Here is a 16,551-nt window from a genome sequence, read left to right as displayed (position 1 = left end):
CTGGATGGGCACCCGATGAACTTTGAATTAAACGAAGGTAGGTCAGTCGTGTACGCGATCGTGCGCAACGGTGGTCGTCAGCACAAGGTTGCTGTCGGCGACGTCCTGGACATCGATCTGGTGTCCGAAGAGGTCGGCGGTACCGTCACCCTGCAGCCGCTGCTGCTGGTCGACGGCGACAAGATCACCTCTGATGCCAATGGCCTCGGCAAGGTGAGCGTCACCGCTGAGGTGGTTGGCGAGACCAAGGGTCCCAAGATCCGGATCCTGAAGTACAAGAACAAGACCGGTTACAAGAAGCGCCAGGGTCACCGCCAGCGGTACACCCAGGTCAAGGTCACCGACATCAAGGCCTGAGGAGACAGCCATGGCACACAAGAAGGGCGCGTCCTCGACGCGCAACGGTCGTGATTCGAACGCTCAGCGCCTCGGCGTCAAGCGCTACGGCGGCCAGGTCGTCGGCGCGGGCGAGATCATCGTCCGCCAGCGTGGCACCCACTTCCACCCGGGTGAAGGCGTCGGTCGCGGTGGCGACGACACCCTGTTCGCCCTGGTCGACGGTGCCGTCGAGTTCGGTGTGAAGCGCGGCCGCCGCGTCGTCAACATCGTTCCCGCCTGATCCAGGCAGAACTTCGAGCCAGGCTCGCCCTTCGGGGCGGGCCTGGCTCTTTTTTCGTTCCTGGTCGTCAAAGGAGACGGACCAGTCCTCATCGCACTGCAATGCTTGGGTCACCTCCGCGACCCCCGACAGGTTCGTCGCGGCTCGTGGGGGAGACCTGTGGGCCGCGGCGTGGCTGCTGAGCGGTGACGTGACGCAGGTGTCCATCGGCGGAGCCGACCTGGTCCGGCCGGGTAGACTGACCACGCTATGGCTATTCCCTCCTTCGTAGACCGCGTCAAGCTGACCGTCCAGGCCGGCAACGGCGGGCACGGCTGCGCCTCCATCCACCGCGAGAAGTTCAAGCCGCTCGGCGGCCCCGACGGCGGCAACGGCGGCGAGGGTGGATCGATCACGCTGCGCGTCGACGACTCGCTGTCGACGCTTGTCGAGTACCACCGCCAGTCGGTCCGCAAGGCCACCAACGGCCAGCCAGGCAAGGGCGACTTCCAGCACGGCTCGCGCGGCGAGTCCATCGTGCTTCCCGTCCCCGCGGGAACGGTCGTCACGGACGCCGAGTCGGGCGAGGTGCTCGCCGACCTGACCCATCCAGGCGACGAGCTCGTCGTCGCCCAGGGCGGTCGCGGCGGCCTCGGCAACGCGGCCCTCGCGACGGCCGCGCGCAAGGCCCCAGGCTTCGCGCTGCTCGGCGAGGAGGGCGAGGAACGCCTCATCCAGCTGGAGCTGAAGGTCGTCGCGGACGTCGGCCTCGTCGGCTTCCCGTCTGCGGGGAAATCCTCGCTCGTGGCCGCGATCTCGCGGGCAAGGCCGAAGATCGCCGACTACCCGTTCACCACGCTCGTGCCGAACCTCGGCGTCGTCGTGGCGGGCGACGTGACCTACACCGTCGCCGACGTGCCCGGCCTGATCGAGGGCGCCTCCGAGGGGCGTGGCCTCGGCTTCGACTTCCTGCGCCACATCGAGCGCTGCCAGGCGATCGTCCACGTGATCGACCTCGGTACCTACGAACCGGGCCGCGACCCGGTCGACGACCTTGAGGTGATCGAGGCCGAGCTCTCCGCTCACGGCGGCCTCGAGGACCGCGTGCGGCTGATCGCGCTGAACAAGGTCGACCTGCCCGACGCGCACGAGCTCGCCGAGATCGCAAAGCCGGAGCTGGAGCGCTTCGGCTTCCCGATCTTCGTGATCTCGACCAAGACCGGCGAGGGCCTCGGCGAGCTCAAGTTCGCCATGGCCGACATCGTCGCCGCCCGCCGCGCCGCGCTCCCGCCTGCCGAGCCACGCAAGATCCTGCGCCCCGCGCCGGTCGCCTCCAAGAAGGGTGCCGTCGAGGAGTTCACCATCGTCAAGAAGGGCGACGGCGAGGGTGGCTTCGTCTGGCGCGTCCGCGGCGAGAAGCCCGAACGCTGGATCCGGCAGACCGACTTCAACAACGCCGAGGCCGTCGGCTACCTGGCCGACCGGCTCAACCGGCTCGGTGTCGAGACGAAGCTGCTCGAGATCGGCGCCCGCCCAGGCGACGCCGTGGCGATCGGCGGCGAAGACGCGGTCGTGTTCGACTTCGCCCCGCAGGTCGAGATCGGGGCTGAGATCCTCAGCCGCCGCGGCGAGGACGTCCGCCTTGAGACCGAACGCCCCGCGGTGACGCGGCGTAAGAAGATGGACGCCGAGTACCACGCGGCCAAGTCCGTGGATTACGCAACCAGCGGATACGAGAAGGAGTCGGAGGACGATGAGGCCTGAGATCGAGGGCGCCAAGCGCGTCGTCGTCAAGGTCGGCTCATCCTCCCTCACCGACGCACGGGGCCAGCTCGACCCGGCCCGCATCACCCAGCTCGCCGAGCTTCTCGCTGGCATCCATGAGCGTGGCGTGCGCGTCGTCCTCGTCACCTCCGGAGCGATCGCGGCAGCGCTCGGCCCGCTCGGGCTTCGGCGCAGACCCCGCGACCTGGAGACCCAGCAGGCGGCCGCCGCCGTCGGCCAGGGGCTGCTGGTGCGCGCCTATTCCGACGCGTTCGCCGAGCACGGCGTGATGGTCGCGCAGCTGCTGCTCACCGTCGAGGACGTGCTGCGGCCTAGGACCTACCGCAACGCGCTCAACACCATCTCACGGCTGTTCCGGCTCGGCGTCGTGCCGATCGTCAACGAGAACGACACCGTCGCCACCCACGAGATCCGCTTCGGCGACAACGACCGGCTCGCGGCTCTGATCGCCCACCTGGTGCGCGCCGACGCGCTGCTGCTGATGAGCGACGTCGACGGCCTCTACACCGCCCATCCCGACACCCCGGGGGCGCACCGGATCGACCGCGTCGAGGACATCTCGGCCCTTGAGGTGGACACCTCACGCGTCGGGTCGAAGGTCGGCACCGGAGGGATGCGGACCAAGCTGATGGCCGCCGACATCGCCACCCAGGCCGGTGTCTCCGTCGTGCTCGGCCACGCCGACGACCTCGGTCATGCGCTGGCGGGCGAAGACGTCGGGACGTTCTTCCCGGCACGGAAGAAGCGGCGCCCGCGCCGCCTGCTGTGGCTGTCCTTCGCCGCGGAGCCGCGCGGTTGGGTCCACGTCGACGCGGGCGCCCGGCGCGCCCTCGTCCAGAAGCACGCCTCTCTGCTGGCCGCGGGCATCACCGAGGTCCGCGGCACCTTTGCCGAGGGGGAGCCCGTCGAGATCGTCGGGCCCGACGGTGAGCCCGTCGGACGCGGCTTCGTGGGCTACTCGAGCGCCGACCTTGCCGGAGAGCTCGGCCACTCCAGCGATGAGGCCGGGCACCGCACCCTGCGTCCGGTGATCCATCGCGACCACCTGATCCTCTCGGACTAGACGGGCGAGCCCCAAGCGGCGGGTTTCCCTCAGCAGTGATGAGTGAGTGCCGGGGCGATTGGTTGCGCCGCGATACACCACCGTAGGCTCGTGTGTGTGACTGATCTTCGGCTGGGTGGCGGCGGCCATCGGCATCTGCTCGATCGTGCCGCAACTCGTGCGGATCCTGCGCGCGGGCAACAGCGCAGGGGTGTCCCTGCGGATGTGGCAGATCACGGCAGGAACGGGAGCCGCGTGGGGGCCCACGGGTTCATCATCGGCTCGGTCCAGTTGCAGGTCCCCAACATCATCGGCGCGGCGCTCGCCTTCGCGATCGTCGTGTTCGTGCTGCGCGACCGCGAGCGCCCCGTCCTGCGTGAGCTGATCCTGCCGACCCTGCTCGCCGTCGCTCTCACGCTGGTCGACCTGCAGTGGGGTGCGGTCGTGTTCGGCCTTCTCATCGTGCTTCCGCAGCTCGTGGGCCAGGCCGCCCAGCTGCGGGCCCTGCTCACCACCGCGAACCCGGCGGGCGTCTCGGCAGGCTTCCTCGGTATCTTCGTGTTCGGTCAGAGCCTCTGGTTCGTCTACGGGATCGGTCACGGAGACTGGGCCCTGATCATCTGCGTGGGCACCATGATCGTGATCGCCTCGATCAACCTCACCATCTGCCTGGTCCGGCAGGCGAGGGCACGCAAGCTCGCCCTCGCCGTCTGAGCAGGCTGGACGGCGCGGCCCCGCCCACCCGGCCGCGGCTAGACTCCGGGCCATGGAATTCGTCGACCAGGCGGTCGCCGCGCGCGCCGCTGCCATCGAGCTCGCCGCCCTCACCCGCGCGACAAAGGACGCCGCCCTCGGCCACATGGCGGACGCGCTCGCGGCAGCCGAGCCGCAGTTGCTCGAGGCCAACGCCGTCGATGTCGAGGCCGCCCGTGCGGCGGGGACCGACGAGTCGATCGTCGACCGCCTCGCGCTGAACCCGGCGCGCATCGCAGGCATGGTCCAGGGGCTGCGCGATCTCGCCGCCCTTCCCGATCCGGTCGGCGACGTCGTGCGCGGTTGGCGGCTCGACAACGGTGCGCGCGTCACCCAGGTGCGGGTCCCGCTCGGCGTGGTCGGCATCATCTACGAGGCCCGCCCCAACGTCACCGCCGACGCGGCAGGCATCTGCCTCAAGTCCGGCAATGCGGCCCTGCTGCGCGGATCGTCCTCGGCCCTGAACACCAACCGGGTCACGATCGCCGCCCTGCGCCGCGGCCTCGAGACCGCGGGCATCGCCCCCGACGCGATCCACCTCGTCGAGGGTGGCCGCGAGATCACCGGCGACATGATGCGCGCCCGCGGGCTCGTCGATGTCCTCATCCCGCGTGGGGGAGCGGGCCTGATCCGTGCGGTCGTGGAGGGCTCCACCGTCCCCGTGATCGAGACGGGCACGGGCAACTGCCATATCTTCGTCGACGCCTCCGCCGACCTCGACAAGGCCATCGCCATCCTGCTCAACGCGAAGGTGCAGCGTCCCTCCGTGTGCAACGCGGCCGAGACGCTGCTCGTCCACCGGGACATCGCGCCGGAGTTCCTTCCCCGCGCCCTCGCTGCGCTCGCCGAGGCCGGGGTCACGGTGCACGGGGACGACGCGACCCGCTCCTACTCCGACGCCGTCGTCGCGGCGACGGAGACCGAGTACGACGAGGAGTACCTCTCGCTCGACCTCGCCGCCCGGGTCGTCGACTCCCTCGACGAGGCCCTCGACCACATCCGTCGCCACACGACCGGGCACTCGGAGACGATCATCACCCGCGACGCCGGGTCGGCCGACCAGTTCGTCGCGGGCATCGACGCGGCCGCCGTCCTGGTCAACGCGTCCAGCCGTTTCGTGGACGGCGGGGAGTTCGGCTTCGGCGCCGAGATCGGCATCTCCACGCAGAAGCTGCACGCCCGCGGCCCCATGGGACTGCCCGAGATGACGAGCACCAAGTACGTCATCGAGGGTGACGGACAGGTCCGTGCCTAGCCGAGAGGCGCAAGGGAGGCTCACACATTGCTACGATCGCCTGCCATGAGCCTTCTTCTGGAGTCTGAGCTGCTCGTACCCTCCTGGGTGATGGGTGCCATCGTGCTGTTCATCCTGCTGTCCGTGCTGGTGTGGATCATCGGTATGGGTTCGGGTCGCCCGCACTCGAAGTGACCTCCACCGAACTCGCGCTGGCCCGCGCCGGGCGCAGCGGCCGCTACCGTCTCGGCGTGATGGGCGGCACCTTCGACCCGATCCACCACGGGCACCTCGTCGCCGCCTCGGAGGTGGCGGCCAAGTTCGGCCTCGACGAGGTCGTCTTCGTCCCGACCGGCGTGCCATGGCAGAAGGCAGACCGCGAGGTCTCGCTCGCCGAGGACCGTTACCTGATGACGGTGATCGCGACAGCCTCGAACCCCCGCTTCTCCGTCTCGCGGGTCGACATCGACCGCCCCGGCGACACCTACACCGTCGACACGCTGCGTGACCTGCGCGCGGAGCGCGGTGAGGACACGGACCTGTTCTTCATCACCGGTGCCGACGCGGTGCGGCAGATCCTCACCTGGCGCGGCGTCGACCAACTGTTCGACCTGGCGCACTTCATCGGCGTGACCCGCCCAGGGGTGCCGATGACCCGCGACGACCTCGCCCACCTCCCCGAAGGCAGCGTCACGCTGCTCGAGGTGCCCGCACTGGCGATCTCGTCGACCGACTGCCGCGAGCGCGTCCGCGCCCAGCAGCCCATCTGGTACCTGGTGCCCGACGGCATCGTCCAGTACATCGCCAAGCGGGGGCTCTACCCGTCCTTCGACTCAAAGGTTCCGCATGACCGTTCCTGACTCCGTCCTCAAGCCCGTCGAGATCGCCGCCAAGGCCGCCGCAGACAAGCTGGCAGACAACATCGTCGCGTTCGACGTGTCCGAGCAGCTGAGCATCACCGACGTGTTCCTGATCGCCTCGGCAGGCAACGAGCGGCAGGTCGGCGCCATCGTCGACGGCGTCGAGGAGGCACTGCTCAAGCACAAGCTCAAGCCCACCCGACGCGAGGGCGACCGCGAGAACCGCTGGGTGCTGCTCGACTACCTGGACTTCGTCGTGCACGTCCAGCACACCGAGGAGCGTACGCTCTACAACCTCGAGCGGCTCTGGAAGGACTGCCCGCAGATCCCGCTGCACGTCGACGCCCCCGCTCGCGAGGCCGAGCCCGAGGCCGAGTAGGTCGTGCGACCTGATCCGACCACCGATCTGGTGGTGCTGCGCCACGGCCAGACCGACTGGAATCTCGAACACCGGTTCCAGGGACACAGCGACATCCCGCTCAACACCAAGGGCGTCGCGCAGGCGAAGGCAGCGGGTCTGGCGCTGGCCGGCCATCACTTCGACGTCGTCTACGCCTCCCCGCTGCAACGGGCCTACGAGACGGCCCGACTGGTGTGCCCGGAGGCGTCGATCCACACCGATCCGCGCCTGATGGAGATCAACGTCGGCTCCTGGGCAGGGCTCACGTGGGACCAGATCACCGATCTCATGCCGGGCTACGAGTCCAAGTACGCCAACGGCGTCGACTTCCGACGGTCACCGACGGGGGAGACCCTTGCCGACGTCGTCGCCCGCGGACTTCCCGCGGTTGAGGAGATCGCCGCCCGGCATCCGGACGAGTCGGTCCTGATCGTCTCCCATGGCCTGCTGCTGAACCGCGTGCTGCACGCGATGCTCGGCCTCCATGGGCGGGTCCTCGGCGGCCTCGGCAACGCCCACTACTCGGGGCTTGGCTTCCATCACGGGGCGTGGCGCCTGCTTTCGCACAACGTCGGCCCCTGAGGCTCACCCGCGTCGTGCGGCCCATTCGTCGAAGGTCGCGCCGCGTTCCACCCCGTCGCCTCAGACGCGGGGCTGGCGCTCGATCCAGTCGGTCAGCTCGACCCGGGGCCCGGTGAAGAAGGGGGTCTCCTCGCGGACGTGGAGTCGTGCCTCGACGCCGCGCTGGTGGCGCATCGCGTCGGTCAGACGGTGCAGCTCGTCGGCCTCGAAGGCGAGGATCCACTCGTAGTCGCCCAGCGCGAACGACGAAAGCGTCGACGCGACGACATCGGGGTACTCGCGGCCGGCCATGCCGTGCTCGTAGAGCATCTTTGAGCGGTGCTCGTTGTCCAGGAAGTACCAGTCGTAGCTGCGCACGAAGGGGTAGACGGTCAGCCAGGGGCGTGGCGCGAAGCCGGCGAAGCAGCTGGGCACGTGGAGGCGGTTGAACTCGGCGGGACGGTGCACGGCCACGACCGACCACACCGGCTCGAGGTAGTCGCCCAGCGCGCTGCGGCGCAGCGCGTGGTACGCGGCCTGCAGCGACTCGGCGTCGTTCGCGAGCGTCCAGACCATCAGGTCCGCATCGGCGCGGAAGCCTCCGACGTCGTAGAAGCCGCGCACTCTCACGCCGGTCGCCTCGACCTCCTGCTGTGCGGCCGCCAGCGCGGCGGTGTCGCTCGGGAGCGGGGAGGCGGTCGCGAACACCGAGTACATGGCGTACAGCGGCATCGCGTTGATCGCCTCGAGGTCGACGTCGGTCTCGTCGCGCTCGTCGCGTCCGGGGTGCATCGTTGTCATCGGGTGGCTCCTTCGGGTCGGGGGAGGCAGCAGGCGCCGCCGCTGAAGTGGCAGATGCTCGGCTCGTCACGCTCACCACGGGCCACGGCCGCGCGGTCGAGCAGCCGGTCGACGAGCATCGCGACGAAGCCAGGATCAGTGCCGACGGTCGCGGCCCGCACGTAGGGCAGCTCCAGCTCGGCGGCGGTGGCCTTGGCCTCGGTGTCGAGGTCGTAGGCGACCTCCATGTGATCGGAGATGAAACCGATCGGCGCGGCAATCACGCCCACGACCCCTTCGGCCTGCACCTCGGGCATCCGGTCGTTGACGTCGGGCTCCAGCCACGGGATGTGCGGTGCCCCCGAGCGGGAGCAGAACGTCAGCTCCCAGCTCAGGTCCTCGCCAAGGGTGGCTCCGGCCTCCGCGGCGACCGCCTCGGCGACGGCCAGGTGCTGCGCCTCGTAGCGGTTCTCCGGCTCGCCCGTCGAGGAGGCCTCGTTCATGGCGGTCGGGATCGAGTGCGTGACGAACAGGACGCGCAGCTCGGCCTCGCCGATCGAGGCGCGCAGCTCGCGCACGGCGTCGACGAGGGCGCGGGCGTTGGCCGCGACGAAGCCCTCGGCCGACCAGAACGGATCGAGCTTGTCGATCCTCAGCTGTGTGCCGTCGGCGGCCTTGACCAGGTCCTCGCAGTACTGGCGGCAGCTCGAGTACGACTGGTAGGCGGAGGTGGCGAGCGCCAGCACCTGCCGGTGACCGCCGTCGACCAGTTCCGTCACCGTCTTGTCGAACATCGGGTGCCAGTTGCGGTTGCCGATCACGACCGGGACGTCGACGCCACGAGTGGCCAGTTCCGACCTGACCGCCTCCATCAGGGTGGCGTTGAGCTCGTTGATCGGCGACTTCCCGCCGAACAGGTCGTAATGCTTCGACACGGCGATCAGCCGCTCGTCGGGGATGTTCTTGCCTGCGGTCGCGTTGCGCATGAACGGCAGCACGTCCTCGGTCCGGTCGGGGCCGCCGTAGGAGGCGAACATCACCGCCGTGTAGGGGGCGAGGCTCACATCGCCTCCTGCACGCTCGGCAAAGTCTCCAGGTCGCAGACCTTCAGATTCGTCACCGGGCATGTCTGCTCCTCCAACTGGTTCGGGTTGATCTCGTCGTCGCCGATGCCGTACAGCTCGGCCATCGCGTGCAGGTACTCGTCGGTGCGACCCTGCTCTGCGGCGAGCTTCGCGCGCGTCGAGGGGATGTGCAGCAGCCGCGTGGCGAGGCGGCGCAGGGCGAGGGCGGCGTCGTCGTGGGTGAGCGGGCGTTGGGGGAGTCGGGCCACCTCGTCGTCGACGAGACCCATCACCGACTCTCGGAGGCCGACGACCGCAGGGTCGACCACGCGTGCCCGCAGCTTGGTGAGCGCCTCGGCGATGCCCTCGTTGACGATCGTCTTCGCCCGGTGCGTGTCCTCGGCGATCTCCCCGCCCACGGCCTCCTGGATGGTGGCAAGATCGACGACCCGGATGCCGGGGATCCGGGCGATCTCGGGATCGACGTCACGCTTGAGGGAGAGGTCCAGGTAGGTCGCCGGGCGCAGCACGTCGGCCGGAGTGACGACGTGGTTGCCCAGGCCGCGACAGGTGACCACAAGATCGGCGCCGGCCAGCCCTTCGGCCACGGACTCCACATAGCGGGTGGTATGGCTCGCGGCGAAGTCGGCCCCTCGACCGCTGGCGGAGTGGACGGCGATGTCGGTGACGCCCCTGGTGCGCAGCGCGGCGACGACGGCGCCCGCGTACGACCCGGTGCCGATGATCAGCGCCTTGGCGCTGGGCCAGTCGGGATGGTCGACCAACTGCAGGCCGGCCGAGACGACGGAGCGGCCTGCGCCCTCGAGCTTCGTCTCGCGTGCCACGCGACGCGACGTCTTCAGCGCCTCATCGACGGCGATCTTCAACGGAAGCGACGTGCGCCCCTCGTCCTGCGCCTCTGACAAGGCGCGTCGCAGCTGGCCTGCGATCTCGCGCTCCCCGACGACCATCGAGTCGAGCCCGGAGGCGACCCGGAAGACGTGGCCGAGGGCGGCCTCGCCGAGGAAGAGGTCCCAGGCGGGAGGGGTGTCGAAGGACTCGTTCAGCGCCGAGCGGAGGCATGCGTTGGGCACCTCGCCCTCGGTGTCGAGGAGGATCTCTACCCGGTTGCAGGTGCTGAGCACGACGGTGCCGGTGACCCCGTCGTAGGCATGCAGCTGCCCGGCGACCCCGTCGAGTCGCGCGCTGATTCTTTCGACCTCGGAAAGGCCCTGCCGGTCGTGCTGAATGGAGAAGATCCGCAAAGTCACAGTGGGCCCTATTCAACCACTGCCCGCCGGTACGGCAGAATCGGAGTCACCATGAGTTCCCTGCTTTCCGCACTCAGCGGCCACCGTCCCGACCGTCTCCCCGTCTGGTTCATGCGCCAGGCGGGCCGATCCCTGCCCGAATACAAGGAGGCCCGCAAGGGCACCACGATCCTCGAGGCGTGCCTGAAGCCCGACCTCGCGGCGGAAATCACGCTCCAGCCGGTGCGCAGGCACGGCGTCGATGCGGCGATCTTCTTCTCCGACATCATGACCCCGCTCGTCCTCGCGGGTGTCGATGTCGACATCGTGGCCGGGGTGGGGCCGGTGATCGAGAACCCGGTGCGCAGCGCGGCAGACGTCGACCGGCTCGTCTCGCACGAACCGGGCGATGCGCAGGCGATCACCGACGCGGTGAAGCTGGTGGTCGCCGAGTTGGGGGACGAGACGCCGCTGATCGGCTTCGCTGGTGCACCGTTCACCCTCGCGGCCTACCTCGTCGAGGGCTGTGGCTCGCGTGATCATCTGGCCGCGCGCTCCATGATGCACGCCGACCCCGAGTCGTGGCGGCGGCTGCTCGACTGGTGTGCCGACATCTCGGGCCGCTTCCTGACCACGCAGGTCGACGCAGGGGCCAGGGCGGTGCAGCTGTTCGACTCCTGGGCCGGGAGCCTCACTCGCGTCGACTACGTCGCCTCCGTGGCGCCCCACTCGGCGAAGGCCCTTTCCGCCGTCGAGGGGCGGGTGCCGCGGATCCACTTCGGGACCGGCACCAGGCACCTGCTCACCGACATGGCAGCCCTCGGCGTCGAGGCGATGGGGGTCGACTACCGCACCCCGCTCGACGAGGCGGCCTGGCTGCTGCCAGAGATTCCACTCCAGGGCAATATCGACCCAGCCCTGTTGTCTGCCGGATGGGAACCCCTCTCGCGGCACGCCGCCGATGTCGTCGAGCGCGGCAAGGCGGCACCTGCCCACATCGTCAACCTTGGTCACGGCGTCCCGCCGACCACCGACCCGGAAGTGCTGACCGATCTGGTCGCCTTCCTCCACGAGTTGTGAGCACCGTCGTCGTCGGGGGCGGACTCGCCGGCCTCTACACCGCCTACCGACTCACCCTGGCCGGACACAAGGTCGCCGTTCGTGAGGCCGCTCCACACTGGGGCGGCATGATCTCCCCGGTCGAGGTCGGCGGGATCCTCGTCGACGCCGGGGCGGAGGCCTATGCCGTCCGCGGTGGCCTCGCCCACGCTCTGTGCACAGAGCTCGGTCTGGAGGTCGCAGGCCCTGTCGGAACGCCGCACATCTGGTGGAGCGACGGCTCGCACCCGATGGCCGACGGGGTGCTCGGCATCCCGGGCAGCCTGGACGATCCGGCGCTCGAGGTGCTCACCGACACGGAACGGGCCCGGCTCGCCGAGGATCTCACCATGGACCCGGCAGTCGGTTCGGACGCGCTCACCGTCGGTGCCCTCGCAAAGGCCCGGCTCGGAGAGGCCGCCGTGTCGAAGCTGATCGGTCCTGTCGCCGAAGGCGTCTACGCCACAACGCCTGACCACCTGCCGCTGGTGGCGGTGGCGCCCGGGCTGCACGACGCAATCGCGGCCGAAGGGTCGCTGATCAAGGCGGTCGCCTCGATGCGCGCCAACCGGACGCCGACCGTCGAGCAGCCGGTAGGAGGGCTGTTCCAGCTGGTCGAGGCGCTGGTCGACAGGCTCCAGGATCTGGGGGCCGACGTCAGAGCCGCCGCCGCGATCACGCACCTCAGGCGCAGCGGCCAGGGGTTCCAGGTGCACACCCACGACGGCGAGGATCTGCAGGCTGAGCGTCTCGTGCTCGCCACCCCGGCCAGCGTGAGCGTCAGGCTGCTCTCCCCGCTGGGTGTCGAGCTCGCCGCGCCTCCGGTGAACAAGACCCGCCAGGTGATCATCGCCTCGACCAACCCCGCGTTGGCCGAACACCCCGTCGGTTCGGGAGTGCTGGTCGCCAGCCGCGCCGACGTGCGGGCGAAGGCCCTGACCCACTACTCGGCGAAGTGGCCCTGGGCGGCGTCCGAGGGCGTCGAGGTGCTGCGGCTCTCCTACCCGGAGCACGTGTTCCCCACGCGCCAGGAGGTGATCGCCGACGCCTCGCTGCTCACCGGCGTGGCGCTGGCCGACTCCGAGGTCACCGGCCTCGCCTCCGTGAGCTGGGACGCGATGCCCACCCGGATCGAGACAGCCAACCGCGACTATCTCATCTCCGAGGCAGCACACATCGGCATCGACCTGGTCGGCGCCTGGCTCGACGGCAACGGAGTGGTCAACGTCCTGGCAGGCTGCGAACGGGTTCAGGCATGAGGCTTCGCCTCGGCACCCGCGGATCGGCGCTCGCTGTTGCGCAGTCCGAGCAGGTGGCGGACCAGTTGCGCGCGCTCGGTCACGAGGTCGAACTGGTCAGGGTCAAGACGTTCGGGGACGTCACCCAGGGCTCGCTTGCCCGCACCGGCAGCCTGGGGGTCTTCGCAGCCGAACTGCGCACCGCCCTGCTCGACGGGGCGTGTGACTTCGCCGTCCACTCGCTCAAGGACCTGCCGACCGAACCGGTCGACGGCCTCAGCATCGCCGCCGTCCCGGTGCGCGCCGACCATCGCGACGCCTTGTGCGCCCGCGACGGGCTCACCTTCGCGGCACTTCCCGCGGGGGCGAGCGTCGGCACCGGCTCACCTCGCCGGGTCGCGCAGCTGCGCGCCCAGCGCCCCGACCTCGTGTACGTCGACGTCCGCGGCAACGTGGGAACGCGCCTGGCGCGGGTCACTTCGGGCGACCTGGACGCCGTCGTGCTCGCGGCCGCGGGCCTCGAAAGGCTCGGCTTCACCTCCGCAGCCACCGACCTGCTCGACATCCTTCCGTCGCCGGGCCAGGGTGCGCTCGCGCTGGAGTGCCGAGGCGACAACGCCGAGGTGATCGCGGCACTCTCGGCGCTCAACGATGCGGACACGCACGCCGCGGTCGATGCGGAGCGTCGGGTGCTCGCCGCACTGGGAGGTGGCTGCGCGGCGCCGATCGCCGCCCTCGGCAGCGGCTCCACACTCACCGCGGGCGTCTTCGCGCTCGACGGTGGCCGCCAGCTCCGCACCCAGACGTCGCTGGACGCCGGGGCCGGGGAGCGGGCGGCCCTGGCGCTGCTCGCCGACGGTGCGGCAGGGATCGTCGACCTCGGGGCCTCGCGCCCCTCACGCCTTGCCGAGCTGCACGACGACTCGTCGCTCTGGGGCGGCCCCGCCGTCCTCGCAGGCACCCGCGTCCTGCTCGCCCGCGAGGACGGGCCGCTCGCGGAGGGGATCCGCGCCGCAGGGGCCGAGGTCGTCGCCTGCCCGGTGACCCGACGGGTGCCCCTTCGCCCGGCCGGTTGGCAGACCTCGGCCGACTGGGTCGCGCTGACGTCGCCGGCGACCCTCGAGGTGCTCGACGAGCTCGGCCTGAGCCTGCCCAGCGGGGCACGGATCGCCGCCGTCGGTGAGGCAACGGCCCGTGCAGCGAGGCAGCGCGGCGTCGAGGTCGACCTCGTCGCGGGCCCGCGCTCCAGCGCGGCCGCGCTCCTGGAGGTGTGGCCCGAGGCCGTGGGCACCGTGCTCGTCCCCGGCTCGGCGCTGGGCTCAGGTGAACTGGTCGACGGTCTCCTCGCGAGGGGCAATGAGGTACACCGGGTCGATGTGTATACGGTGGAGGCACTGTCCTCGACACCGTCGGAGGTGGCCGCCGAGTACCGGCAGGGCCTCTTCGACGCCGTCGTGGTGACGTCGGGCTCCATCGGGGCCGCCGTCGGAGAGCTGCTCGGGTGGCATGCGCGCGTGATCGCGTTCGGCCCACCCTCGGCCGCCGCCCTGCGTGCGCTCGGGGTCGAACCCGACGCCGTGGCGGGGACGCAGGATGCTGCGGGGCTGATCGCCGCGATCGCCTCGCTCGGATAGGAGAGACATGGTCCAGGTGCGACCGAGAAGGCTGCGCACAACCCCCGCCATGCGGCGGCTCGTCCGGGAGATCGAGGTGCGCCCGTCGCAGCTCGTCCTCCCCATGTTCGTCGCCGAGCACGGCGCCGACATCTCATCGATGCCCGGCGTCAGGCGCCACGACCTCGACGGCCTGAAGAGGGCGGCCGAGAGCGCCGTCGCCGCCGGCGTCGGGGGACTGATGCTGTTCGGCGTCCCCGAGGACGACGACAAGGACAACTTCGGGTCGCAGGGCTGGGCCGAGGACGGCATCCTGCAGCGCGGGCTCTCCGCCGTGCGCGAAGCGGTCGGGGACGAGACGGTCGTCATGGCAGACACCTGCCTCGACGAGTTCACCACCCACGGGCACTGCGGCTTCGTCCTCGAGGACGGCCGCGTCGACAATGACGCAACCGTGGTGGCCTATACCGAGATGGCGCTCGCCCAGGCCGCTGCGGGCGCCCACGTCGTGGCTCCGTCGGGGATGATGGACGGACAGGTCGCCGCGATCCGCGCGGGACTCGACGGTGCGGGCTTCGAGGATGTGTCGATCCTCGCCTACGCAGCCAAGTACGCGTCGTCCTTCTACGGTCCGTTCCGTGAGGCCGTCACCAGCACCCTGCAGGGCGACCGCAAGACCTATCAGCAGGATCCGGCGAACCGGCGCGAGGGTGTCCGTGAGGCGGCCCTCGACCTCAATGAGGGCGCAGACATGGTGATGGTCAAGCCCGCCGGGTACTACCTGGACGTGCTCGCCGATGTAGCCGCGATCGCCGACGTTCCCGTCGCCGCCTACCAGGTGTCGGGGGAGCACGCCATGATCGAGGCCGCCGCCGAGCGGGGCTGGATCGAGCGGCGTCGCGCCGTCGAGGAGTCGGTGACCGCCATCGTGCGGGCGGGCGCAGACATCGTGCTGACCTACTGGGCTGAGGAGATGGCCGGATGGCTGAAGTGAACCCCGACTCGCTGTTCGAGCACGCCCGCGAGGTGATCCCGGGAGGGGTCTCCTCCCCGGTGCGCGCCTACGGCTCGGTGGGCGGCACCCCCGTGTTCGTGTCCTCGGCCCGCGGCCCGTACATCACCGGTGTCGACGGCCGCGAGTACGTCGACCTGGTGTGTTCCTGGGGCCCGGCGCTGCTCGGGCACGCCCATCCCGAGGTGGTCGCCGCCGTGCAGGCGGCGGCATCGCGTGGGCTCTCGTTCGGGGCGCCGACCGCAGCGGAGGTGGAGCTCGCCGACGCGGTGCGCGCCCGCGTTCCCGCGGCCGAGCAGGTCCGCTTCGTCTCGACGGGCACCGAGGCGACCATGACGGCGATCCGGCTTGCCCGCGGGGCCACCGGCCGCGACGCCATCGTGAAGTTCGCCGGGTGTTACCACGGCCACTCCGACGCGCTGCTCGCCGCGGCAGGCTCCGGTGTCGCCACCCAGGGGCTTCCCGGCTCCGCCGGTGTGACGCAGGCGGCAGCGGCCGACACGATCGTCGTCGACTACAACGACCTCAACGCGCTCGAGGGCGTCTTCGCCGAGGCAGGCGACCGGATCGCCGCGGTGATCACCGAGGCCGCGCCATCGAACATGGGCGTCGTGCCGCCCGCGCCCGGGTTCAACGCCGCGCTGCGCGAGCTCACCCAGCGACACGGCGCGCTCCTGATCCTCGACGAGGTGCTGACCGGCTTCCGCGTCGGGCCGGGCGGATGGCTTGGCCTCGAGGGCGGCTACACGCCCGACCTCGTCACGTTCGGAAAGGTCATCGGCGGCGGCATGCCACTCGCCGCGCTCGGTGGCCGCGCCGACCTGATGCAGCTGCTCGCCCCGGTCGGCCCCGTCTACCAGGCGGGAACCCTGTCGGGGAACCCGCTCGCCACCGCAGCGGGGCTGGCGACGCTCCGGCTCGCAGACGCGGGTGTCTACGACACCGTCGACCGCCGCTCGGTCGAGCTGCAGCGCGCCGTCTCAGAGGCCCTGTCGGCCGCGTCGGTGCCGCACACCGTCAACAGCGCGGGAAGCCTGTTCTCGGTGTTCTTCCGCGCCGAGCCGGTGCGCAACTACGACGAGGCGAAGGCTCAGGACCAGTCGGCGTTCGCCCGGTTCTTCCACTCCATGCTCGATCAGGGGGTGGCCCTGCCGCCCTCGGCCTTCGAGGCGTGGTTCCTGTCCGCGGCCCATGACGACGCCGCGATGGGGCGAATCCTGCAGGCCTTGCCGGGGGCGGCGCGGGCGGCGGCGCATTCGTGAG

General features: G+C 70.4%; 18 protein-coding genes and 1 pseudogene. 16 read left to right on the top strand and 3 right to left on the bottom strand.

The features are described 5' to 3' along the window. The first annotated feature begins 48 nt into the window (after nucleotides 1-48). The 10 genes from rplU to BW733_RS01220 all read left to right on the top strand — a co-directional run bounded on the left by rplU (nucleotide 49) and on the right by BW733_RS01220 (nucleotide 7,254). Entirely contained in the window at nucleotides 49-357 is a 309-nt protein-coding gene (rplU, locus tag BW733_RS01260) for a 50S ribosomal protein L21 (RefSeq protein WP_179947132.1), read from the top strand. 10 nt (nucleotides 358-367) lie between these two features. Continuing rightward, entirely contained in the window at nucleotides 368-619 is a 252-nt protein-coding gene (gene rpmA, locus BW733_RS01255) for a 50S ribosomal protein L27 (RefSeq protein ID WP_077347170.1), read from the top strand. Between the two features lie 249 nt (nucleotides 620-868). Continuing rightward, a complete protein-coding gene (gene obgE, locus BW733_RS01250) occupies nucleotides 869-2,362 on the top strand; it encodes a GTPase ObgE (RefSeq protein WP_077347168.1) in 1,494 nt (497 codons plus the stop codon). Next, the gene (proB, locus tag BW733_RS01245) at nucleotides 2,352-3,446 is read left to right on the top strand and encodes a glutamate 5-kinase (RefSeq protein ID WP_077347166.1); all 1,095 of its coding nucleotides are present in this window, start codon (nucleotides 2,352-2,354) and stop codon (nucleotides 3,444-3,446) included. The genes obgE and proB overlap by 11 nt, the downstream gene beginning before the upstream one ends. Nucleotides 3,447-3,680: 234 nt before the next feature. Continuing rightward, nucleotides 3,681-4,139 carry a PQ-loop repeat-containing protein gene (locus tag BW733_RS18125; protein WP_077347164.1) on the top strand — a complete coding sequence of 153 codons (459 nt, stop codon included), beginning with the start codon at nucleotides 3,681-3,683 and terminating at the stop codon, nucleotides 4,137-4,139. Between the two features lie 52 nt (nucleotides 4,140-4,191). Next, nucleotides 4,192-5,433, top strand: a complete 1,242-nt coding sequence (locus BW733_RS01235) for a glutamate-5-semialdehyde dehydrogenase (protein ID WP_077347162.1) — start codon at nucleotides 4,192-4,194, stop codon at nucleotides 5,431-5,433. A gap of 45 nt (nucleotides 5,434-5,478) precedes the next feature. Then, the gene (locus BW733_RS19740; protein WP_257787455.1) at nucleotides 5,479-5,607 is read left to right on the top strand and encodes a hypothetical protein; all 129 of its coding nucleotides are present in this window, start codon (nucleotides 5,479-5,481) and stop codon (nucleotides 5,605-5,607) included. Then, complete coding sequence (nadD, locus tag BW733_RS01230; protein WP_077347160.1) at nucleotides 5,604-6,272, top strand: nicotinate-nucleotide adenylyltransferase; 669 nt, start codon at nucleotides 5,604-5,606, stop codon at nucleotides 6,270-6,272. Before BW733_RS19740 ends, nadD begins: the two co-directional genes overlap by 4 nt. Beyond that, nucleotides 6,259-6,651 carry a ribosome silencing factor gene (gene rsfS, locus BW733_RS01225; RefSeq protein WP_077347158.1) on the top strand — a complete coding sequence of 131 codons (393 nt, stop codon included), beginning with the start codon at nucleotides 6,259-6,261 and terminating at the stop codon, nucleotides 6,649-6,651. Before nadD ends, rsfS begins: the two co-directional genes overlap by 14 nt. Before the next feature lie 3 nt (nucleotides 6,652-6,654). Then, the gene (locus BW733_RS01220; RefSeq protein WP_077347156.1) at nucleotides 6,655-7,254 is read left to right on the top strand and encodes a histidine phosphatase family protein; all 600 of its coding nucleotides are present in this window, start codon (nucleotides 6,655-6,657) and stop codon (nucleotides 7,252-7,254) included. Nucleotides 7,255-7,314: 60 nt separating this feature from the next. Here BW733_RS01220 and hemQ read toward each other — a convergent pair whose 3' ends face one another. From hemQ to BW733_RS01205, 3 genes are read right to left on the bottom strand one after another with little or no spacing between them, the layout of a single operon-like run. Next, nucleotides 7,315-8,034, bottom strand: coding sequence for a hydrogen peroxide-dependent heme synthase (hemQ, locus tag BW733_RS19190; RefSeq protein WP_077347154.1), 720 nt, complete (start codon nucleotides 8,032-8,034; stop codon nucleotides 7,315-7,317). Then, nucleotides 8,031-9,077 (bottom strand): ferrochelatase, encoded by a 1,047-nt coding sequence (locus BW733_RS19185; RefSeq protein WP_237268264.1) that lies wholly within the window; start codon nucleotides 9,075-9,077, stop codon nucleotides 8,031-8,033. The genes hemQ and BW733_RS19185 overlap by 4 nt, the downstream gene beginning before the upstream one ends. Then, nucleotides 9,074-10,348 (bottom strand): glutamyl-tRNA reductase, encoded by a 1,275-nt coding sequence (locus tag BW733_RS01205; protein ID WP_161490098.1) that lies wholly within the window; start codon nucleotides 10,346-10,348, stop codon nucleotides 9,074-9,076. Before BW733_RS01205 ends, BW733_RS19185 begins: the two co-directional genes overlap by 4 nt. 51 nt (nucleotides 10,349-10,399) lie before the next feature. Between BW733_RS01205 and hemE the strand changes: the two genes are divergently transcribed. The 6 genes and pseudogenes from hemE (at nucleotide 10,400) to hemL (ending at nucleotide 16,550) form a co-directional block, all read left to right on the top strand. Beyond that, on the top strand, nucleotides 10,400-11,407 hold the full coding sequence (gene hemE / locus BW733_RS01200; RefSeq protein WP_152024512.1) for a uroporphyrinogen decarboxylase: 1,008 nt from the start codon (nucleotides 10,400-10,402) through the stop codon (nucleotides 11,405-11,407). Further along, nucleotides 11,404-12,684: a protoporphyrinogen/coproporphyrinogen oxidase gene (locus BW733_RS01195; RefSeq protein WP_077347146.1), complete on the top strand. Its 1,281-nt coding sequence runs from the start codon at nucleotides 11,404-11,406 to the stop codon at nucleotides 12,682-12,684. Before hemE ends, BW733_RS01195 begins: the two co-directional genes overlap by 4 nt. Continuing rightward, nucleotides 12,681-13,565: pseudogene (gene hemC / locus BW733_RS19180) on the top strand (hydroxymethylbilane synthase); the annotation flags it as partial. The gene BW733_RS01195 and the pseudogene hemC, both read left to right, overlap by 4 nt. Nucleotides 13,566-13,703: 138 nt before the next feature. Further along, entirely contained in the window at nucleotides 13,704-14,297 is a 594-nt protein-coding gene (locus BW733_RS19175; RefSeq protein ID WP_237268353.1) for a uroporphyrinogen-III synthase, read from the top strand. Nucleotides 14,298-14,304: 7 nt separating this feature from the next. After that, nucleotides 14,305-15,270 (top strand): porphobilinogen synthase, encoded by a 966-nt coding sequence (gene hemB / locus BW733_RS01185; RefSeq protein ID WP_077347142.1) that lies wholly within the window; start codon nucleotides 14,305-14,307, stop codon nucleotides 15,268-15,270. Beyond that, the gene (gene hemL / locus BW733_RS01180; RefSeq protein WP_077347140.1) at nucleotides 15,258-16,550 is read left to right on the top strand and encodes a glutamate-1-semialdehyde 2,1-aminomutase; all 1,293 of its coding nucleotides are present in this window, start codon (nucleotides 15,258-15,260) and stop codon (nucleotides 16,548-16,550) included. Before hemB ends, hemL begins: the two co-directional genes overlap by 13 nt. The last annotated feature ends 1 nt before the right edge of the window (nucleotide 16,551 follow it).

Origin of the sequence: Tessaracoccus flavescens, assembly GCF_001998865.1 — a bacterium.
Classification (GTDB): Bacteria; Actinomycetota; Actinomycetes; order Propionibacteriales; family Propionibacteriaceae; genus Arachnia; species Arachnia flavescens.
The sequence above is the reverse complement of the archived record's forward strand: the minus strand, read 5'-3'. Positions and strand labels throughout refer to the sequence as shown.

Bases quoted from the DNA above. Each gene is read 5' to 3' on its own strand.
- BW733_RS01235 (WP_077347162.1), top strand. From the start codon at position 4,192: ATGGAATTCGTCGACCAGGCGGTCGCCGCGCGCGCCGCTGCCATCGAG.
- rpmA (WP_077347170.1), top strand. From the start codon at position 368: ATGGCACACAAGAAGGGCGCGTCCTCGACGCGCAACGGTCGTGATTCG.
- hemQ (WP_077347154.1), bottom strand. From the start codon at position 8,034: ATGACAACGATGCACCCCGGACGCGACGAGCGCGACGAGACCGACGTC.
- hemB (WP_077347142.1), top strand. From the start codon at position 14,305: ATGGTCCAGGTGCGACCGAGAAGGCTGCGCACAACCCCCGCCATGCGG.
- hemL (WP_077347140.1), top strand. From the start codon at position 15,258: ATGGCTGAAGTGAACCCCGACTCGCTGTTCGAGCACGCCCGCGAGGTG.
- hemE (WP_152024512.1), top strand. From the start codon at position 10,400: ATGAGTTCCCTGCTTTCCGCACTCAGCGGCCACCGTCCCGACCGTCTC.
- proB (WP_077347166.1), top strand. From the start codon at position 2,352: ATGAGGCCTGAGATCGAGGGCGCCAAGCGCGTCGTCGTCAAGGTCGGC.
- obgE (WP_077347168.1), top strand. From the start codon at position 869: ATGGCTATTCCCTCCTTCGTAGACCGCGTCAAGCTGACCGTCCAGGCC.
- BW733_RS19740 (WP_257787455.1), top strand. From the start codon at position 5,479: ATGAGCCTTCTTCTGGAGTCTGAGCTGCTCGTACCCTCCTGGGTGATG.
- rsfS (WP_077347158.1), top strand. From the start codon at position 6,259: ATGACCGTTCCTGACTCCGTCCTCAAGCCCGTCGAGATCGCCGCCAAG.